This window comes from Streptomyces sp. NPDC045026 (assembly GCF_056432625.1).
This window is the reverse complement of the sequence record NZ_JBWKIS010000017.1, coordinates 86185-103060: the sequence shown is the minus strand read 5'-3', so window position 1 is coordinate 103060 and position 16876 is coordinate 86185. Positions and strand designations below refer to the sequence as shown.

General features: G+C 69.3%; 11 protein-coding genes and 2 pseudogenes. 7 read left to right on the top strand and 6 right to left on the bottom strand.

What is annotated here, in order from left to right:
* Positions 1-15 precede the first annotated feature (15 nt).
* From AC07EJ_RS30035 to AC07EJ_RS30010, 6 genes are read left to right on the top strand one after another with little or no spacing between them, the layout of a single operon-like run.
* Positions 16-1182: a substrate-binding domain-containing protein gene (locus AC07EJ_RS30035; protein WP_389490447.1), complete on the top strand. Its 1167-nt coding sequence runs from the start codon at positions 16-18 to the stop codon at positions 1180-1182.
* Positions 1182-2579, top strand: a complete 1398-nt coding sequence (locus tag AC07EJ_RS30030; RefSeq protein ID WP_478885434.1) for an FAD-binding oxidoreductase — start codon at positions 1182-1184, stop codon at positions 2577-2579. The genes AC07EJ_RS30035 and AC07EJ_RS30030 overlap by 1 nt, the downstream gene beginning before the upstream one ends.
* 2 nt (positions 2580-2581) lie before the next feature.
* On the top strand, positions 2582-3355 hold the full coding sequence (locus AC07EJ_RS30025; protein WP_389490443.1) for a creatininase family protein: 774 nt from the start codon (positions 2582-2584) through the stop codon (positions 3353-3355).
* A gap of 39 nt (positions 3356-3394) precedes the next feature.
* Entirely contained in the window at positions 3395-3823 is a 429-nt protein-coding gene (locus tag AC07EJ_RS30020; protein WP_389490441.1) for a cupin domain-containing protein, read from the top strand.
* Positions 3820-5436 (top strand): amidase, encoded by a 1617-nt coding sequence (locus AC07EJ_RS30015; RefSeq protein WP_478885433.1) that lies wholly within the window; start codon positions 3820-3822, stop codon positions 5434-5436. Before AC07EJ_RS30020 ends, AC07EJ_RS30015 begins: the two co-directional genes overlap by 4 nt.
* Positions 5429-6181, top strand: a complete 753-nt coding sequence (locus AC07EJ_RS30010; protein ID WP_326773155.1) for a cysteine hydrolase family protein — start codon at positions 5429-5431, stop codon at positions 6179-6181. The genes AC07EJ_RS30015 and AC07EJ_RS30010 overlap by 8 nt, the downstream gene beginning before the upstream one ends.
* A 343-nt stretch (positions 6182-6524) precedes the next feature.
* Here the strand turns inward: AC07EJ_RS30010 and AC07EJ_RS30005 are convergent, their stop codons facing one another.
* The 6 genes and pseudogenes from AC07EJ_RS30005 to AC07EJ_RS29980 all read right to left on the bottom strand — a co-directional run bounded on the left by AC07EJ_RS30005 (position 6525) and on the right by AC07EJ_RS29980 (position 14931).
* Positions 6525-8210 (bottom strand): ribonuclease J, encoded by a 1686-nt coding sequence (locus AC07EJ_RS30005; RefSeq protein WP_478885432.1) that lies wholly within the window; start codon positions 8208-8210, stop codon positions 6525-6527.
* A gap of 99 nt (positions 8211-8309) precedes the next feature.
* On the bottom strand, positions 8310-8531 hold the full coding sequence (locus tag AC07EJ_RS30000; RefSeq protein ID WP_389490467.1) for a transposase domain-containing protein: 222 nt from the start codon (positions 8529-8531) through the stop codon (positions 8310-8312).
* A gap of 9 nt (positions 8532-8540) precedes the next feature.
* Positions 8541-9634, bottom strand: a pseudogene (locus AC07EJ_RS29995) (integrase core domain-containing protein).
* A gap of 64 nt (positions 9635-9698) precedes the next feature.
* Positions 9699-10107: pseudogene (locus AC07EJ_RS29990) on the bottom strand (helix-turn-helix domain-containing protein); the annotation flags it as partial.
* Positions 10108-10255: 148 nt separating this feature from the next.
* Positions 10256-13285 carry an alpha-mannosidase gene (locus tag AC07EJ_RS29985; protein WP_478885431.1) on the bottom strand — a complete coding sequence of 1010 codons (3030 nt, stop codon included), beginning with the start codon at positions 13283-13285 and terminating at the stop codon, positions 10256-10258.
* 47 nt (positions 13286-13332) lie between these two features.
* Complete coding sequence (locus AC07EJ_RS29980; RefSeq protein ID WP_389490433.1) at positions 13333-14931, bottom strand: peptide ABC transporter substrate-binding protein; 1599 nt, start codon at positions 14929-14931, stop codon at positions 13333-13335.
* Between the two features lie 291 nt (positions 14932-15222).
* On the opposite strand from AC07EJ_RS29980, the gene AC07EJ_RS29975 reads away from it, so the two are divergent.
* On the top strand, positions 15223-16821 hold the full coding sequence (locus AC07EJ_RS29975) for a peptide ABC transporter substrate-binding protein (RefSeq protein WP_478885430.1): 1599 nt from the start codon (positions 15223-15225) through the stop codon (positions 16819-16821).
* The last annotated feature ends 55 nt before the right edge of the window (positions 16822-16876 follow it).

Here is a 16876-nt window from a genome sequence, read left to right as displayed (position 1 = left end):
TTCCGGGAGACAGCCATGCCAATTGCCGCCAGAAGAAGCCTTGTTGCGGGACTGAGCGCCTCGCTCCTTCTCGCCGCCACCGGCTGCGGCGCCGGCGCCACCACCGCCGGTTCGTCCGCCGACCTCAAGCCTGCTCCCGCTGCCCAGCGTCTCGACAAGGTCTGTCCCGCCACCGTCGTCGTCCAGGCCGACTGGGAGCCCGAGGCCGAACACGGTCCGATCTACAACCTGGTCGGTCCCGGCTACACCGTCGACACCGACAAGAAGCGGGTCACCGGCCCCCTCGTCATCGGCGGCGAGGACACCGGCGTCAAGATCCAGGTGCGGGCGGGAGGTTCGGCCGTCGGGTTCCAGAGCCCCGCCTCGCAGATGTACATCGACCAGTCCATCACCCTCGGCATGGTCACCACCGACAGCGCCATCCAGGCGTCCGGCAAGCAACCCGTCACCGCGGTTGCCGCGCTGATGAAGGAGAGCCCGCAGGTCCTGATGTGGGACCCCAAGACCCACCCGGACTGGCAGAGCGTCGCCGATATCGGCAAGAGCGGTGCCAAGGTCGTCTACCGCGACGGCGAGATCTTCGCCCCGATGCTGGTGTCGAAGGGCCTCATCAAGAAGAGCCAGCTGGACGGGAGTTACGACAGCGCGCCGTCCCGCTTCGTCGCCGACCCCTCCATCGCCCAGCAGGGCTTCGCGACTGCGGAACCGTACCTCTACGAGCACGAGATCGCCGCCTGGAAGAAGCCGGTCAGGTTCCGGCTGCTGGCCGATGTCGGATACACCGTCTACCCGCAGGCACTCTCCGTCCGCACCGGCGCACTGAAGAAGCTCAGCCCCTGCCTGAAGAAGCTGGTCCCCGTCATCCAGCAGTCGGCCGCCGACTTCGCCGCCGCACCGGACACAGCGATCACGCTCATCGACGACATCGTCAAGCAGTACGGCACGAGCTGGGTCTACTCCAAGGGCACCGGCCGGTACGCCGCCAAGGAGATGGTCAAGCTCGGCATCCTCGGCAACGAGGCCGACGGATCGATCGCGAGCTTCGACAAGAAGCGGGTCGCCGACTCCCTGAAGACCTTCGGGCCGATCCTCACCAAGGGCGGCGTCAAGATCCCGGCCGGGCTGAGCGCCGACGACCTGGCGACCAACGAATTCATCGACACCAAGATCGGAATGAAGTGATGGCCGTCGACCCCAAGGGCACGACCCTGTCCGCCGCCGAACTGCGCCGGATGACCGAACTTGTCGCAGACGAAGCGATGCTGGGCGCCGACACAGGTGCCACGCACCGCACCCCCGGCATCGACGAATTCTGTACAGAGGCTGCCGCACTGCTGGGTGAGAATGCCGTCGTACGCGAGGACTCCGCCCTCGACAAGGCGTCCCGCGACTGGGCGCACATGTCGCCGATCCTCGCCGCCAAGCTCCCTGCCGGTCGCGCCGAGGTGGTGTTGCGCCCGTCCTCGTACGAGCAGATCCAGCCCCTCGTCGCCCTCGCCCATCGCCTGCGCATCCCGCTCACCGCGCGCGGCAAAGGCACCGGCAACTACGGCCAGGCGATCCCGCTGCACGGCGGCGCCGTCCTCGACCTCACCGGATGCGGACGCATCCTGGGCGCGGGCGACGGGTGGATCCGGGCCGAGGCGGGCGCGAAGATGTCCGACCTGGAGGCGCATGCGCGCACGCTGGGCCAGGAGCTGTGGATGTTCCCCTCCACCTTCGGGACATCGCTCGGCGGCTTCCTCTCCGGTGGGAACGGCGGCACGGGATCGCTCGCCAATGGCACCAACGGGGACGGTTTCGTACAAGAGTTGACTGTCGTCCCGTGCACAGCGGAGGCCGAGCCCTTCACCGTACGCGGCGAGGAAGCACTCCCGTACATCCACACCTACGGCACCACCGGCATCACCACGACCGCGACCGTCGCGCTTCAGCCGGCTCGCGTCTGGACCGGCCTTTTTGCCTCCTTCGACACCTGGACCTCCGCCACCGCCGCGCTCAGCGACCTCGTACGCCTGGAGCCCGCCCCACGTCTGGTCTCCCTCGACGAGCGCGGCCTCGTCGAGACCTTCGAGGCGGACCCGGCCCTCGACCCGGCCGCGCTGAGCGTCCGCGCGATCATAGAGGAGCAGGCCGGGGACGACGCTCGGGCGATCATCGAGAAGCACGGCGGCCGGGTGACGGAGGTACGTCCCGCGCCGCGCGGTCCCGCCCTCATCTCCTCGCTCTCCTTCAACCACCCCACGTATCACCTGATGAAGGCCCAGGACGGCTACTTCCACCTGGAGATCGGCGGCGACGTACTGCTCGGCGACCCGGCGGCGGTCAAGGCCGTCTTCCCTGGCACGGTGCTGCACCTGGAGGGGATGCGCTCGGGGACCGTCGGCATGCTGATGGCGCACTACCAGGACGAAGCCACCGTGTACGAGGGGATCGCTGCTCTGGAGGCACTGGGCGTTGGCGTCCATGACGTCCACAACTGGTACGTCGACCGGCGCCTCGACCTCGTCCGTGCCACCGCCCGTACCGCCGACCCGCTGGGGCTCCTCAACCCCGGCCACCTCCTGGGAGCGCGCTGACCGTGACTTTCACCCGCTTCACCGACCTCAGCGGACCGTCGGTCACCGACCTGTCCGCCGACACCGTGGCCGTCCTTCCCGTCGGTGCGATCGAGCAGCACGGGCCCCATCTTCCCGTCGCCACGGACTACTTCATGGCGGAGGCGATAGCGAAGGGCGCCGCCCTGGCCGCATCCGACAGCTGCGACATCACGCTGCTGCCGGGCCTCGCGTACGCCAAGTCCGACGAACACGCCTGGTCGCCCGGGACGCTGTGGCTCAGTGCCTCGACGCTCTTCGCGGTACTGGACGACCTCGGACGGTCCCTCGACAAAGGGCCCGTCCGGCGGCTCGCGTTCCTCAACGCACACGGCGGCAACACTGCGCTGCTGGGAGTCGCTCTGCGCGAACTCCGCACCAAATACGGTCTGTTCACCTTCCTGCTGCACGCCGCGCTCCCCGCGGACCAGGGCGGCGCGTCCCCGTCCGGCGAGCTGGGTCTGGGGGTGCACGGCGGGCTGAACGAGACCGCGGCGATGCTCCACCTCCACCCGGAGACTGTGGACATGTCGCTGGCCGAGCGGAGTGTTCCCGAGCATCTGACCGCCTACGAGCACATCGGCTTCGGCAAGTCCGTCTCCTTCGGCTGGACGAGCGACGACTTCGGTACGGGCAACGGCGTCATCGGCGACCCCACCGGAGCCACCCCCGAACTCGGCCGCAAGCTCGTGGACACCGCGATCGCCGACAACGCGGCCGCATTGCGCGAATGCGCCCGCTTCCTGCCTTCCGCCTGACCGCCTCTTCCTGAACGCCTGACGTCGAGGACACCTGCCATGGCCATCCCCCCGCTCCACAAGCCGCTCAGCGAGATCACCGCTCACCACATCACCGCGGGCGACACGGTCAAGCTCGCCGTCCTCACCGGACCGGCTGACGGCTCACCGACCACCGTCGTCTTCGAGGTGTGGGAGCCGGGCGGCGCCCAGCCGCTCAACTGGCACCCCGAGTCCGTGGAGACCTTCGTGGTGCTCGCGGGCGAGGGCCGCGCGGTCAGCGATGAGCACGAACGCGACCTCGCACCGGGTGATGTACTCGTCCTGCCCGTCGGCTCCAAGCATCGGATCACCAACACCTCGGCCACCGAGCGGCTCTACACCCTCACGATCATGTCCCCCGACGAGGGCTTCGCCGACCTGATCCAGCGCGGCCCCTTCGTGGCGCTCGACGACGCGGACCTGGCCGTCCTCGGAGCCGCCCGATGAGTTATGTGCCCTCCCGGGGGGCAACCCCCGGACCTCCGGCCGGACAAGCAGGCCGGACCGCCACGCCCCAGCCCCCTGACGGGGCGAACCACAGCGATCTGCTCGAGGCCTTCTGGTCCTACGAACAGGCCCTCGCTGCCAATGACTTGGCGGGCCTCGACCACTGGTTCCTGGACGCCCCGGACACGGTGCGCGCCGAGGGCTCCATGGTGCTGAGCGGGCATGCGGCCATCTCGGACTTCCGTCGCGGCCGCAGCGGAGGAGCCCCGGCCCGAACGGTCGAGCGCGTCCATGAGGTGCGGATCGCCGAGGACGTCGCCGTACTGACCGCCGAAACGCTGCGGGCCGGAGGGTCGCGCGGGATGCAGACACAGGTGTGGCGGCTGACGGGGGAGGGCTGGCGGATCGCGGCCGCTCACGTCAGCGCGGTGCCAGATCCGGTGGCGGACGAGGCTCCGGACCCTGCGGTGTGGCGGGTCGTGGGCGAGCCGCTGGTCGCCGGGGCGCAGGAGGGGCCGCTCGCCGGTGTACGTACTGCCGTCAAGGACCTCTTCGCTGTTGCCGGACAGCGGATCGGCGGGGGCAACCCGCAGCGGCTGGCCGATGCGCCGGTGGAGCACCGACATGCCGACGCAGTAAGGGAATTGATCGGCGCGGGCGCCCAGCTCGCCGGGATCGCCCAAACCGACGAACTCGCCTTCAGCCTCGCGGGGACCAACATCCACTACGGCACCCCCGTCAACCCCGCCGCCCCCGGCCGGATCACCGGCGGCTCCAGCAGCGGCCCGGCAGCAGCGGTCGCCCGCGGCTGGGTGGATCTGGGGCTGGCCACGGACACCGCGGGCTCGATCCGGGTCCCCGCCTCCTACTGTGGCCTCTACGGCTGGCGCCCCACCCACGGAGCCGTCCCCACCGGCGGCCTGCTCCCGCTGGCCCCGTCCTTCGACACGGCGGGATTGCTCGCCCGGGACCCCTACCTGTTGCGTACAGCGGCGACGGTGCTCCTGCCCCGGGACGACGAAGCCCAGATGACCACGCTTCTGGTCGACGACGCCCTCACCGCGCTCGCCGAACCCGAGGTCCAGGCATCCTTCGAGGCCGCATGCCGGGCGCTTTCCCTCCGTATCGGCCTGGACCTCGTACGGACCGACACCGGCGTGGCCCCACACCTGGAGGAGTGGCTGCCCGCCTTCCGTACCGTCCAGGCGGCCGAGGCATGGGCCGCGCACGGGGAGTGGATCGAGAAGCACCCAGGCGCGCTTGAGGCCGACATCGAGGCCCGGTTCGCCGGGGGGAGCCAGGTCGCGGAGGGTCAATTGCATGATGCCACCTCCGGGCTCCTGTCCGCCCGTTCGGTCATCGTCGAAGCCCTCCCGCCCGGTACTGCGCTCCTTCTCCCCGCCACGAGCAGCCCGGCCCCCCGCCCCGACGCGACGCCGGCTGAGGTCGAGACCGTACGAGCCGCAACCCTCCGCCTCACCTGCCTTGCCTCGCTCGCCGGGCTGCCCGCCGTCACCATGCCTCGGCTGCGGGTCCGCGACTTCCCGGTCGGCCTCTGCGCGATCGGCGCACCGGGCACGGACCACGCCCTCCTGGAGCTGACCCATGCATGAGATCGGCCCCAACTCCCGCAACTCCTGGCGCGCGGACGTCACACACGTCGACCTCCGCCGCCTGCAACGCCCGGCCCGCCCCGTGACCGTGGAGGCTCGGCCCCAAATCCTGACGCTCGACCTGGCCTCAACGGCGATCGTCGTCATCGACATGCAGAACGACTTCTGCTCGCCCGACGGCTGGCTGGCCTCGATCGGCGTGGACGTGTCCCTGGCCCGCGCCCCCATCCCCGTACTCCAGCGGTTCCTCCCCGCCCTCCGGGCGGCCGACGTCCCTGTCGTCTGGCTCAACTGGGGCAACCGCCCCGACCGCGCGAACCTCCCGCCCGGTGTCCTCCACGTCTACGACCAGGACGGAACCGGAAGCGGCCTCGGATCCCAACTGCCCACGGGGGAAAAGGTCCTGGAACGCGACAGCAAGTCCGCCGACATCACCGCCCCCCTTTTCGCGGTACCCGGTGACCTGCACATCGCCAAGTACCGCATGAGCGGCTTTCAGGACACCGAACTCGACAGCGTCCTGCGCAATCTCCGCGCCGACACACTCCTCTTCGCCGGAGTAAACGCCGACCAGTGCGTCCTCGCCACCCTCATGGACGCAGCGAGCCTCGGCTACGACGTGCTGATGCTGGAGGACGCGGTGGCCACCACCTCACCCGCGTACTGCATGGACGCCACCGTCTACAACGTCCGCCAGTGCTTCGGCTTCACCCTCACCGCCACAGACCTCGAGGAAGCCCTGTGACCCTCCTCCAACCCCATCGGGCCCCGTCGACGGCGACCAATACCGCCCGCAGACCCAGCCGCGGCCCACTGGGGTCTGCTTCACAATGCCCACTCCAAGCCGGCCCTTTCGGTCCCCTCTGGCGTGATCGTCAGCCTCGACACCATCGGCAAACCGCATCTCTGCCTTGTTCAGGTCGGCCCAGCAAAAGTCGAGCGTGCCGCTGGCGACTGTCGCCGCTCGGGAGCTGCCGATCGGCGCAATCTGCGTTGCCACTCCGGCTCCTCCGGTGGCTGCTGACTTCCGTGCCCGACCTCGATGCTCGCGGGGCCGCGACCGGAACCGGGGACCGTGCTGCCGGGGCTCAGGCGTCGATGATGACGGGGATGATGAGGGGCTTGCGGCGGTGGGTGCGGAACGCCCAGTTCGCCACAGCGCGGGCGAGGAGCTGTTCGAGTTGGCGCGCGTCCCCGACGCCTTCCTCAGCCGCGGTGGACAGGGTCTTCTCGATGACGGGGACGACCGGCTCGAAGGTGGTGTCGTCGTGGACGAAGCCGCGGGCCAGGAAGTCGGGGGCCTCGGCGAGGGCGCCGGTGTCTGCGTCGACGATCGCCACCACCGTGACCACGCCTTCGGCGGCGAGGGTGAGGCGGTCCTTGAGGGACGCTTCGGTGGCGCCGCCGACTTCCATGCCGTCCACGTAGACGTTGCCGGCGGGGACCTTGCCGGTGATGGACGCGCGCCCGTCGACGAGGTCGACGACGACACCGTCCTCGGCGATGACGACCCGCTCGGGGTCGACACCGGTACGGATGGCGAGGTCGCCATTGGCCCGCAGGTGGCGCCATTCGCCGTGCACGGGCATGACATTGCGGGGTTTGACGATGTTGTAGCAGTAGACGAGTTCGCCGGCGCTGGCGTGCCCGGAGACGTGCACCTTGGCGTTGCCCTTGTGGACCACGTGGGCGCCCCACCGGGTAAGTCCGTTGATGACGCGGTAGATGGCGCTCTCGTTGCCGGGGATGAGGGAGCTGGCGAGCAGGACGGTGTCGCCCTTGCCGATGCGGATCTGGTGGTCGCGGGTGGCCATCCGCGACAGCGCGGCCATCGGTTCGCCCTGGGAGCCGGTGCACACCAGAGTGATCTTGTGGTCCGGGAGCTTCTCCAGCTCCTTCGTGCTCACGACCAGACCGGACGGGACCTCCAAATAGCCCAGTTCACGGGCGATGCCCATGTTGCGGACCATCGACCGGCCGACGAAGGCGACCTTGCGGCCGTGCTGGTGGGCGGCGTCCAGGACCTGCTGGATGCGGTGCACATGGCTGGCGAAGCTGGAGACGATGACCCGGCGCGGCGCGGTGCGCATCACCTGCTCGATCGCCGGGTTCAGCTCACGCTCGGAGGTGGTGAAGCCGGGTACTTCGGCGTTGGTGGAGTCGGTGAGGAACAGGTCGACGCCCTCCTCGCCGAGCCGGGCGAAGGCGCGCAGGTCGGTGATGCGGTCGTCGAGAGGGAACTGGTCCATCTTGAAGTCACCGGTGTGCAGCACCATCCCGGCGCGGGTGCGGATCGCGACCGCGAGGCTGTCCGGGATGGAGTGGTTGACCGCCACGAACTCGCAGTCGAAGGGCCCGAAGCCGCGCCGGTCGCCCTCTCGTACCCGTACCGTGCGCGGCCGGATGCCGTGTTCCTTGAGCTTGGCCTCCAGGAACGCCAGCGTCAGCTTGGAGCCGACGACGGGAATGTCGGACCGCTCGCGCAGCAGGTACGGCACGCCGCCGATGTGGTCCTCGTGGCCGTGGGTGAGTACCACGGCCACGATGTCGTCCAGCCGGTCCCGGATCGAGGTGAAGTCCGGCAGGATTACGTCCACGCCGGGCTGGGTCTCCTCGGGAAACAGCACGCCGCAGTCGACGATGAGCAGCTTGTCGGCGTGCTCGAAGACGGTCATGTTGCGGCCGATCTCACCTAGGCCGCCCAGGGCGATGACCCGCAGCCCTCCTTCGGGAAGGGGCGGGGCGGCTTTCAGCTCGGGGTGCGGATGACTCATACCTTGACGTTACCCGGGGCGGGGGTGATCCACTGCCTGTGTGATCTCTTCTTCCCGACGGAGCGGGGCACCCGCAGCGGCTGCCGCGGGTCAATCGGATTACGCCGGCGGCTGGTACAGGGAGTGGTGAAGGCGCAGCTTGCCCCACACCAGCCCGGCGCCCAGATGCTCGAACAGCCCGAGCGCGAGCACGAAGTTCACCCCGACGGGAGAGGGGAGGCTCCGCAATCGTTGCTCACGTGCCCCGGTCTCCTCCAATACGGCATCTAGCAACTCTGGCGGGACGACCTGCGTTAACTCTGCGCCTGGCGAAAAGTCTATCCATGCTGTTCAGGCGGCATGTTGGTATTCGTGGAGGACTCCGCCGAGGCGGTCTCTTCGGCGTACGTCGAGGTGGGAGGTCTGTGCAGGGGGGAGCGGTTCGGGGACGGCGCGCAGGGGTGCTGCCTGGTGCATCGCTTGGTGAGGCCGGTGGAGGTTGTGGTGCAACTCGAACCGGCGGAGCGCGTGGCGCAGGTGGTGCTCGTTCCAAATGAGGGTGCGGGCCAGGAGTTCGTGGCAGCAAATCTGGACCCAGCGTTCCATGATGGCGTTCATGCGTGGCATCCGGACGCCGGTGAGGACGACTCGGATGCGGGCGTCGCTCAGTGTCTCGTCGAAGAGGGCGGGGTACTTCGCGTCCCGGTCCCGGATCAGGTACGTGACGGTGGAGTTAGTGTCAGTCAGGTCCGTGGCCAGGTTGCGGGCGGCCTGAGTCAACCAGGCCGCGGTGGGGTGCGCGGTGGCGCCGAGGATTCGGACGCGGCGGGTGGCGTGCTCGATGACCGCGAGTTGTACTGGCGTCTGCCGGTTAGGGTGACGGTCTTGATGAAGTCGCAGGCCAGGAGGGCGTCGGCCTGTGAGCGAAGGAAGTCGCCCCAGGTGGTGCCGGCCCGGTCGGGTGCGGGGTCGATGCCCTCGGCCGTGAGGATTTCCCAGACGGTGGAGGCGGCGGTCTGGATGCCGAGGGTGGTGAGTTCGCCGTGCGCCCTGCGGTAGCCCTACGAGGGGTTCTCTCGGACCAGGCGGAGGATCAGCGCGCGAATTGAGCGGGCCGTGGGCGGTCGGCCCGGCCATTTCGGCCGGCATGTGCGGGCATGGCGCCGCTTCATCAGATCGCGGTGCCATCGCAGCACGGTGTCAAGCCGTATCAGGAGCCGTAACCGGGGTAGGACCTGACGGGGCAGCGGCACTAGCAGAGCGGCAAGCAACGCCCGGTCTTCCGGAGCGAGTCTCACCCGGTCCGTACCGAGCTGTCGCTCAAGGACGGTGAGCTGGTGGCGCAGGGCGAGGATCTCCGCGTCCTTGTCGCGGTCGCTCATCGGCAGCAACCGCAGCGCGCCGAACAGGTTGGTGACGGTTAAATAGGCGAGAGAAAGCAGCACGAGTGCTTATCCAGCCGCACCGTCGAAGACGCTTCTGAGCTGCATAGACGACATTTTCGGCAGGCGCAGAGTTCCCTTGGATCCGTCGGCAGCCCCAGCGCGGATTCTCCTTGGCGAGCTGCAGCACCAGAGCCTTCACTGCAGGCCCGGTCGAAGGTCGGCCGGGCCTGTTCCGGCGCTTGCTGTAGTCCCACCTCAGGGCGAGCAGCCTGCGGTGCCACGCCAGCAGCCGTCGTGGGCGCCACCGGGAACACCTGCGCCCACTGGCGCCGGGGGATCAACGAGGACAGCCCTGCGAACCACAGCCGATCCGCCGGCTCGTAGCGAACCGGCTTCGTGAGCTGCCTGCGCAGCACCGCGTTCTCGTGCCGCGGCACCAGCAATTCCGCGTCCTTCGCCACGTCCCGGCGCAGCAGCACCGCCGGAACCGCGGGCCGTTTCCGCGCCACCTGGTACTCCAGTGAAGCGATCACTCGGACAGGGTTCCAGCAGACAGTGGTGCCGCGCCAGACCGCCTCCGAGCAGTAGCGATGAGTTTCCGAACGGCACACGATAGCCACCTGAGCGGTTCGCCGGTTCACGCCGACGACCAGGTGCGGGGCGCCACGGCGCCCCGCACGCTCAGGACTCCGTGAGGGCCGCCCGTGCCAGCCGCAGCGTGACCAGCTGGAAGGGGCGCAGCGCGAACGACAGATCCGCGACGTCCGGCTCCGCCGGGGCCACCGGACGCTCCAGCAGATCGCAGCGGACCGCACCGGCCGCGTCGAACCCGGGAGTGAGGCGCACGGTCGCCCGGCCGCCCCGCGTCTCGTAGAAGCGGACGACGACATCGCCCGAGCCGTCGTCGGCCAGCTTGACCGCACTGAGTACGACGGACTCGTGGTCGACGTGTACCAGCGGCGCGACCTCGGCGCGGGCCGTGCCCGTCACCTCCCGCTCCGGCAGCGACAGCGCCGCGCCCTCGCGGACCGCGTCCCCGACGGCCGCGCCCGGCACCAGGGCGTGCCGGAAGCGATGGGTTCCCTGGTCCGTCTCCGGGTCGGGGAAGCGCGGTGCCCGCAGCAGCGAGGCGCGCACGGTCGTGGTCGTCCCGCGGTCCTCACGCACCGTACGGGTCACGTCGTGGCCGTACGTCGAAGCGGTCACCAGTGCGACACCCCAGCCGGGCTCCGCGAGGTGCACGAACCGGTGGTTGCAGGCCTCGAAGCGCGCCGCCTCCCAGCTCGTGTTGGTGTGCGTGGGCCGGTACACATGCCCGAACTGGGTCTCCGACGCGTACCGTTCCGCGTGCACGTCGAGCGGGAACGCCAGCTTCAGGAACTTCTCGGTCTCGTGCCACTCCACCTCCGTCGCGACGTCGAGGCGCCCGGAGCCGGGGGAGAGGGTGAAGGTCTGCGCGGCGACGGACTTGCCGAAGGAGCGGGTGACCCGCACCCCGTCGGCGGTCGCGGTCAGCGCGTCCACGTCCGTCAGGTCGGTGCCGGTGTTGCGGTAGAACTTGTCGACGTCCCACGCGTCCCACTTGTTCGGCAGATCCGGGTGGAGCTGGAGCAGGCCCGCCGCACGGCCCGGGGCCAGCGTCTCGCGGCCGCTCGCCAGGTGCACCAGCGAGACGACCAGGCCGCGGCCGTCGATCTCGGCCCGCAGGATCGTGTTGTCGAGGACGAAGCCGCCGCCGTCGCGCTCACGGACCGTCGTCGCCGCGAGGTCTGCAGGCTGGGGGCCCGCAGCGCCGAGCGCGGGTACCGAACTACGCCCGTGCGGCGCTGAGTTGAAGCGCAGGACACCCGTGCCGCGGCCGGCCAGGGCGCGCTGCGCGGCGTCGACGATCGCCTCGAGTTCGGCCGTGACCCGTGCGTACGTCGCGCGGGCCTCGCGGTGCACCCAGGCGATCGACGAGCCCGGCAGGATGTCGTGGAACTGGTGCAGCAGCACCGTCTTCCAGAGTCGGTCCAACTCCTCGTACGGGTAGGGGAATTCGCATTGGACGGCTGCCGTCGCCGCCCACAGCTCCGCCTCCTGGAGGAGGTGCTCGCAGCGCCGGTTGCCCTGCTTGGTCTGCGCCTGGCTCGTCAGCGTCGCCCGGTGCAGCTCCAGATACAACTCGCCGACCCACACCGCGGGATCGGTGTACTCGGCCTCGGCCTTCTCGAAGAACGCCGCCGGGGCCTCCCACTCCACGGTGGGGGAGCCGTCGAGCGACCGCAGCCGCCTGGCCCGCGCCACCATCTCGCGCGTCGTTCCGCCCCCGCCGTCACCGAAACCGGTCGGTGCGAGCGAACGGCTCGCCCGCCCCTTGTCCTTGAAGTTCCGTTCCGCGTGCGCGAGTTCACGTCCCTCCATGGCGCAGTTGTACGTGTCCACGGGCGGGAAGTGGGTGAGGACCCGGGAGCCGTCGATGCCCTCCCAGTTGAACGTGTGATGCGGGAAGGTGTTCGTCTGCGACCAGGAGATCTTCTGCGTCAGCAGCCACTTGGAGCCGGCCTCGCGGATGATCTGCGGCAGCCCGGCCGCGAAACCGAAGGTGTCCGGCAGCCACACCTCCTCGTTCTCGATGCCGAACTCGTCGAGGAAGAACCGCTTGCCGTGCACGAACTGACGGGCCATCGCCTCCGAGCCCGGCATGTTCGTATCCGACTCCACCCACATGCCGCCCGTCGGCACGAACCGCCCCTCGGCCACGGCCTTCTTGACCTTCGCGTACACCTCGGGCCGGTGCTCCTTGATCCAGGCCAGTTGCTGCGCCTGCGACATGGTGAAGACGAAGTCCGGTTCGGAGTCGAGGAGTTGCGTCATGTTCGACGCGGTCCGCGCCACCTTGCGCACCGTCTCGCGCAGCGGCCACAGCCACGCCGAGTCGATGTGCGCGTGCCCGACCGCGCTGATCCGGTGCGCCGACGGTCCCGCGGGGGTGCCGAGGACCGGTGCCAGCACGTCGCGGGCCGCCTGCGCGGTGCCGTTCACCTCGCCGAGGTCCACCACGTCCAGGGCCGCCCCCACCGCTTGCAGGATCTCCCAGCGGCGGGCGCGGTCCAGCGGCAGCTCGGCCATCAGCTGGCCCAGCACCTCCAGGTCGTGCAGCAGCTCCCACACCGTCTCGTCGAAGACGGCCAGCTCGACACGGCCCAGCGTGTAGAGCGGATCGTGACCCGCGGTGTCCGTGTCACCGAGCCATGTGGGCTTGAACGCACGGGAGTTGAAGAACCCGGGGTTCGACGCCGCCTCCACGCGCAGCTCCACCTGCTCCCCGCCCGCTGCCGGAGCTCCAACGCGCACCCAGTGATTGCGTGGGTGCAGGCCCTTCACCGGTGTCCCGTCCGGCTCGTAGACCAGGCCCTCGCACTGGAAGCCGGGACCGCCGTGCCCGTCGAAGCCGAGGTCGATCAGCGCCTCGACGGTCCGCCCCGCCCACTGCTGGGGAACCGTGCCGGTCACCGTGAACCAGCTGGTGCCCCACGGCCGCCCCCACCGGGCGCCCTCCCCGATGGACAGCGCGGGCGCCGCGAGCCCCTCCGCGACCGGCACGGGCTCGTCCGGCGCGTGCCACACCCGCACGTCCAGCGGCACGGTCTCCGGGTACACGGCGGGCCTGATGCGCTCCTCGAGCACACGTCGCAGCCGGTCTTCGATGAGCGAACGGTCGTCATGCATGGGCGTTGAGTCTCCTGGAGTACGGAAGGCGGGGCGGGCGGCCCGGTTCAGCGGTCGATCGTCGAGCGCACGGGATTGATGTCCGCGTACCGGGAGTCCAGCGGGTGGACGTCGGTCGCGTGCAGATAGATCGTGCGCGTGTGGAACAGCGGCACGACCGGCATGTCCCGGGCGATCAGGTCCTCGATGCCCTGGTAGGCGCGCGTGGCCTTCGCGGGGTCGGCGATCTTGTTCGCCTGCTCCAGACGGCTGTCGACCTCGGGGTTGCGGTAGCCGTTGGAGTTGAAATCGCCGTACGAGGCGAAGATCGGCGTGAGGTAGTCCTCGAGCGACGGATAGTCGTGCCCCCAGCCCGAGGACCGCACGCCGTCCAGCGCGCCCTTGGACGCCATCGCGCTCAGGTCGCTGCCGGGCTTGCCCACGTACTGGATCTTCAGGCCGAGGTTCTGCCGCCACATGTTGCCGAGCGCCTCGGCGAAGACCTGGTCCCCCGGGTTGTCACTCGCGTAGTACATCTTGAGGCGCCCGGAGAAACCGCCGGCCTCGCGCAGCAGCTTCTTCGCCCCGGCCACGTCCAGCGTGCAGGCGGTGCAGGTGTTCTCGCGGTGCCCGTCGAGGGTCGAGGCGGTGAAGGACGTGGCGGGGAACGCGCCCGGCTTCAGCTTGACGAGGGCCTTGCGGTCCAGGGCGAGCGAGAGCGCGCGCCGCACCTTCGGATCCTTGAACCCCGGTGTGTTGACCGGGAGTTCGAGGTAGCTGAGGTTCGGTGCGGACTTGCCCTGGCTCCACTTGCCGGGAGCGTCCGTCTTGTACGCGTCGATCTTCGAGGACGGCAGCGTCGCGTAGTCGAGGTTGCCGGCCAGGAACTCGTTGTAGGCGGTCTCCGGGTTGGAGAAGAAGCGGTAGACGAGGCGGTCGGCCTGCGGGGCGTCCTTGCCGGCATAGCCCTTGTTGCGCGTGAGGCGCACGGGCTGTCCGGCCTTCCACGCGCCGTCCAGCTTGTAGGGGCCGTAGCCGATCGGCTTGTGGCTGTACGCGTCCGGGTCCTTCAGCGTCTCCGCGGACAGGGCGGCGAGTCCGTAGTAGCTGAGCGTCGACGGGTACGGCGAGAAGGGCGCCTTGAGGGTCACGGTGAAGGTGAGGTCGTCGACCACCTTCAGCCCGGACAGCGTGGTCGCCTTCGGCTTGCCCTTGGCCGGGTTGAGGTCCTCGTAGCCCTGAACCCGCTGGAAGAAGCCGTTGCTGAGGTACCCGTGCGGTCCGTACGCGGTGTAGTTCCACGTGTCCACGAACGACTTGGCGGTGAGCTTCTCACCGTTGGTGAACTTCCAGCCGGGCTTGATCTTGATCGTCCACGTCTTCGCGTCCTTCGACGTGACCGAATCGGCGACGACGTTCACCAGCTTGCCGCTCTTCGGGTCCACCCGGGTCAGCGGCGCCCACATGGCGAAGGCCAGCTGGATGTTGGCGGAGCTGTTGTCCTTCTCCGGGTTGATCGCCGCGATCTCCGCGCCGGTCGCCACCGTCACCGTACGGCCGGCGGCACCGGAGCCCTTGCCGTCCGAGCCGCCGCCGCTGCATCCGGTCGCCGCGAGGGCGAGCGCGGCAATCGCCGCCACCGCGGCGGCTCTTCGTGTTCGCACCATGTGGACTCCCGTGCGTCCGGCCGGAATCGGGGACCCGGCGCGCCTGACTGTCGGGCGGTGACGCTAGGAACGCGGCGTTCCTGCGTGCAAGTTCCCCCTGCTGAACGTCCATTCAGCGCCCATTCAGCGGGTGCGAGGGATGCGGAATGGACGTCGGATGGACGCCGAAGGGCATCCGCCTTGACGCCCACCTGGGCCGTTCCTACTGTCGCGGCCCAACCGACCGGCGCGTCCGGGCTGGTCACGACGGTGCCCGCCGCGACCGGTCCGGCCAGGACTGCGGGAGAACTCATGGCCCGGACACGAAGAATCGTCAAAGCGGCGACCGGCACCGCGCTGGCGGTGCTGCTCGCCGGATGCAGTGGCGCCGGGAGCGGGGACGGCGCGGGAAAGGACGACGGCCACTCCATGGCGATCGCCACCGCGGCCGAGGTGCCCTATCTGAACCCGTCGAACGACAACGGCACCACGGGCATCCAGATCGAGTCCGCGCTGTGGGCGCCGCTGACCCGGGTGGACGCGAAGACCGGCAAGCTGGTGAATGTCGTCGCCGATTCGGTCACGTCGAAGGACGCGAAGACGTGGACGATCAAGATCAAGCCCGGCTGGAAGTTCACCAACGGTGAGAAGCTCACCGCCAAGTCGTTCGTGGACACGTGGAACTACACCGCGTACGCCCCGCACGCCTTCGCGAACAACGGCGCCTTTCAGCGGGTCGAGGGCTACGCGGACCTGAACCCGGCCAAGGGCAAGCCGAAGGCGACCACGCTGTCCGGGCTGAAGGTGGTCGACGATCTCACCTTCACCGTCACCCTGAAGGGGGCGTTCTCGCCGTATCTGACGACGCTCAGCTACCTCGGCGTCGCCGCGCTGTCCGCCGAGACGCTGAAGGACCCGGACCAGTTCAAGCACAAGCCGATCGGCTACGGCGCCTACAAGCTGGACGGCGGATGGAAGGCGGGGCAGCCGGTGCGCCTCATGCGCAACAAGGGCTACGCTGGCAAGGACGCCCCGCAGGCCGACCACATCACGTTCCGGTTCTTCTCCAACCCGGAGACCGCGTACAACGAGTTCCTGGCCGGCAACGTCGACTACGTCGCCGTACCGTCGTCGAAGATCGACTCGTACAAGACGGACGCACCCGGCAAGTGGAGCCAGGCCAAGGCCGCCGCCGGCATCAACTACCTCAACCTTCCGGTGACGCTGAAGCCGTACACCGACACCCGCGTCCGCCGGGCGCTCTCGCTCGCCCTGGACCGCGACTCTCTGGCCAAGCTCAAGCCCGGCAACTTCCCCGCCACCTCGTTCACCGCGCCCAGCGTCGACGGCCACCGCGAGAACACCTGCAGTGACTGCAGGCTTGACGTGGCCCGGGCCAAGAAGCTGCTGCGGGAAGCCGGCGGGTTCCCGGGCAAGCTGCGGCTCTTCTTCGCCAGCGACAACCCCGGCGAGCAGGTGTACGCCGAGGCGCTGGGCAACATGTGGCGGCAGAAACTGGGGCTGAAGATCCAGTATGTCGGCAAGCCAGGCGCCGAGATCGGTCCGCTCGCCAACGCGGGCAAGCTCGACGGCATCCGCATCATGGGCTGGGGGCACGACTACCCGGCGCTCGAGGACTACCTCACCCCGATGTTCGCGTCCTACGGCGACGTCAATACCGGCCGCTACCGCGACGCGAAGGTCGACCGGATGCTCGGCGAGGCCAACGCCCAGGTCGACCAGGCCCAGGCGACGCGCGACTACCAGGCGATCGAGGACCGCATCGCCGAGCAGATGCCGGTGCTCCCGCTGTCGCACTCACGGGACGTCTATCTGCATGCCGAGGGCGTCGAACCCCTCAACGCCCCTTTCGCGAACGTGGATCCCGTCCGGTCGACCTTCGCCGACTGACCCCGCCCGCCCCCCAATCCCGTAACTCCTCTCCGTAACTCCCAAAGGAGGACAC

Bases quoted from the DNA above. Each gene is read 5' to 3' on its own strand.
- AC07EJ_RS30035 (WP_389490447.1), top strand. From the start codon at position 16: ATGCCAATTGCCGCCAGAAGAAGCCTTGTTGCGGGACTGAGCGCCTCG.
- AC07EJ_RS30030 (WP_478885434.1), top strand. From the start codon at position 1,182: ATGGCCGTCGACCCCAAGGGCACGACCCTGTCCGCCGCCGAACTGCGC.
- AC07EJ_RS30020 (WP_389490441.1), top strand. From the start codon at position 3,395: ATGGCCATCCCCCCGCTCCACAAGCCGCTCAGCGAGATCACCGCTCAC.
- AC07EJ_RS30015 (WP_478885433.1), top strand. From the start codon at position 3,820: ATGAGTTATGTGCCCTCCCGGGGGGCAACCCCCGGACCTCCGGCCGGA.
- AC07EJ_RS30010 (WP_326773155.1), top strand. From the start codon at position 5,429: ATGCATGAGATCGGCCCCAACTCCCGCAACTCCTGGCGCGCGGACGTC.
- AC07EJ_RS30005 (WP_478885432.1), bottom strand. From the start codon at position 8,210: ATGAGTCATCCGCACCCCGAGCTGAAAGCCGCCCCGCCCCTTCCCGAA.
- AC07EJ_RS29985 (WP_478885431.1), bottom strand. From the start codon at position 13,285: ATGCATGACGACCGTTCGCTCATCGAAGACCGGCTGCGACGTGTGCTC.
- AC07EJ_RS29980 (WP_389490433.1), bottom strand. From the start codon at position 14,931: ATGGTGCGAACACGAAGAGCCGCCGCGGTGGCGGCGATTGCCGCGCTC.
- AC07EJ_RS29975 (WP_478885430.1), top strand. From the start codon at position 15,223: ATGGCCCGGACACGAAGAATCGTCAAAGCGGCGACCGGCACCGCGCTG.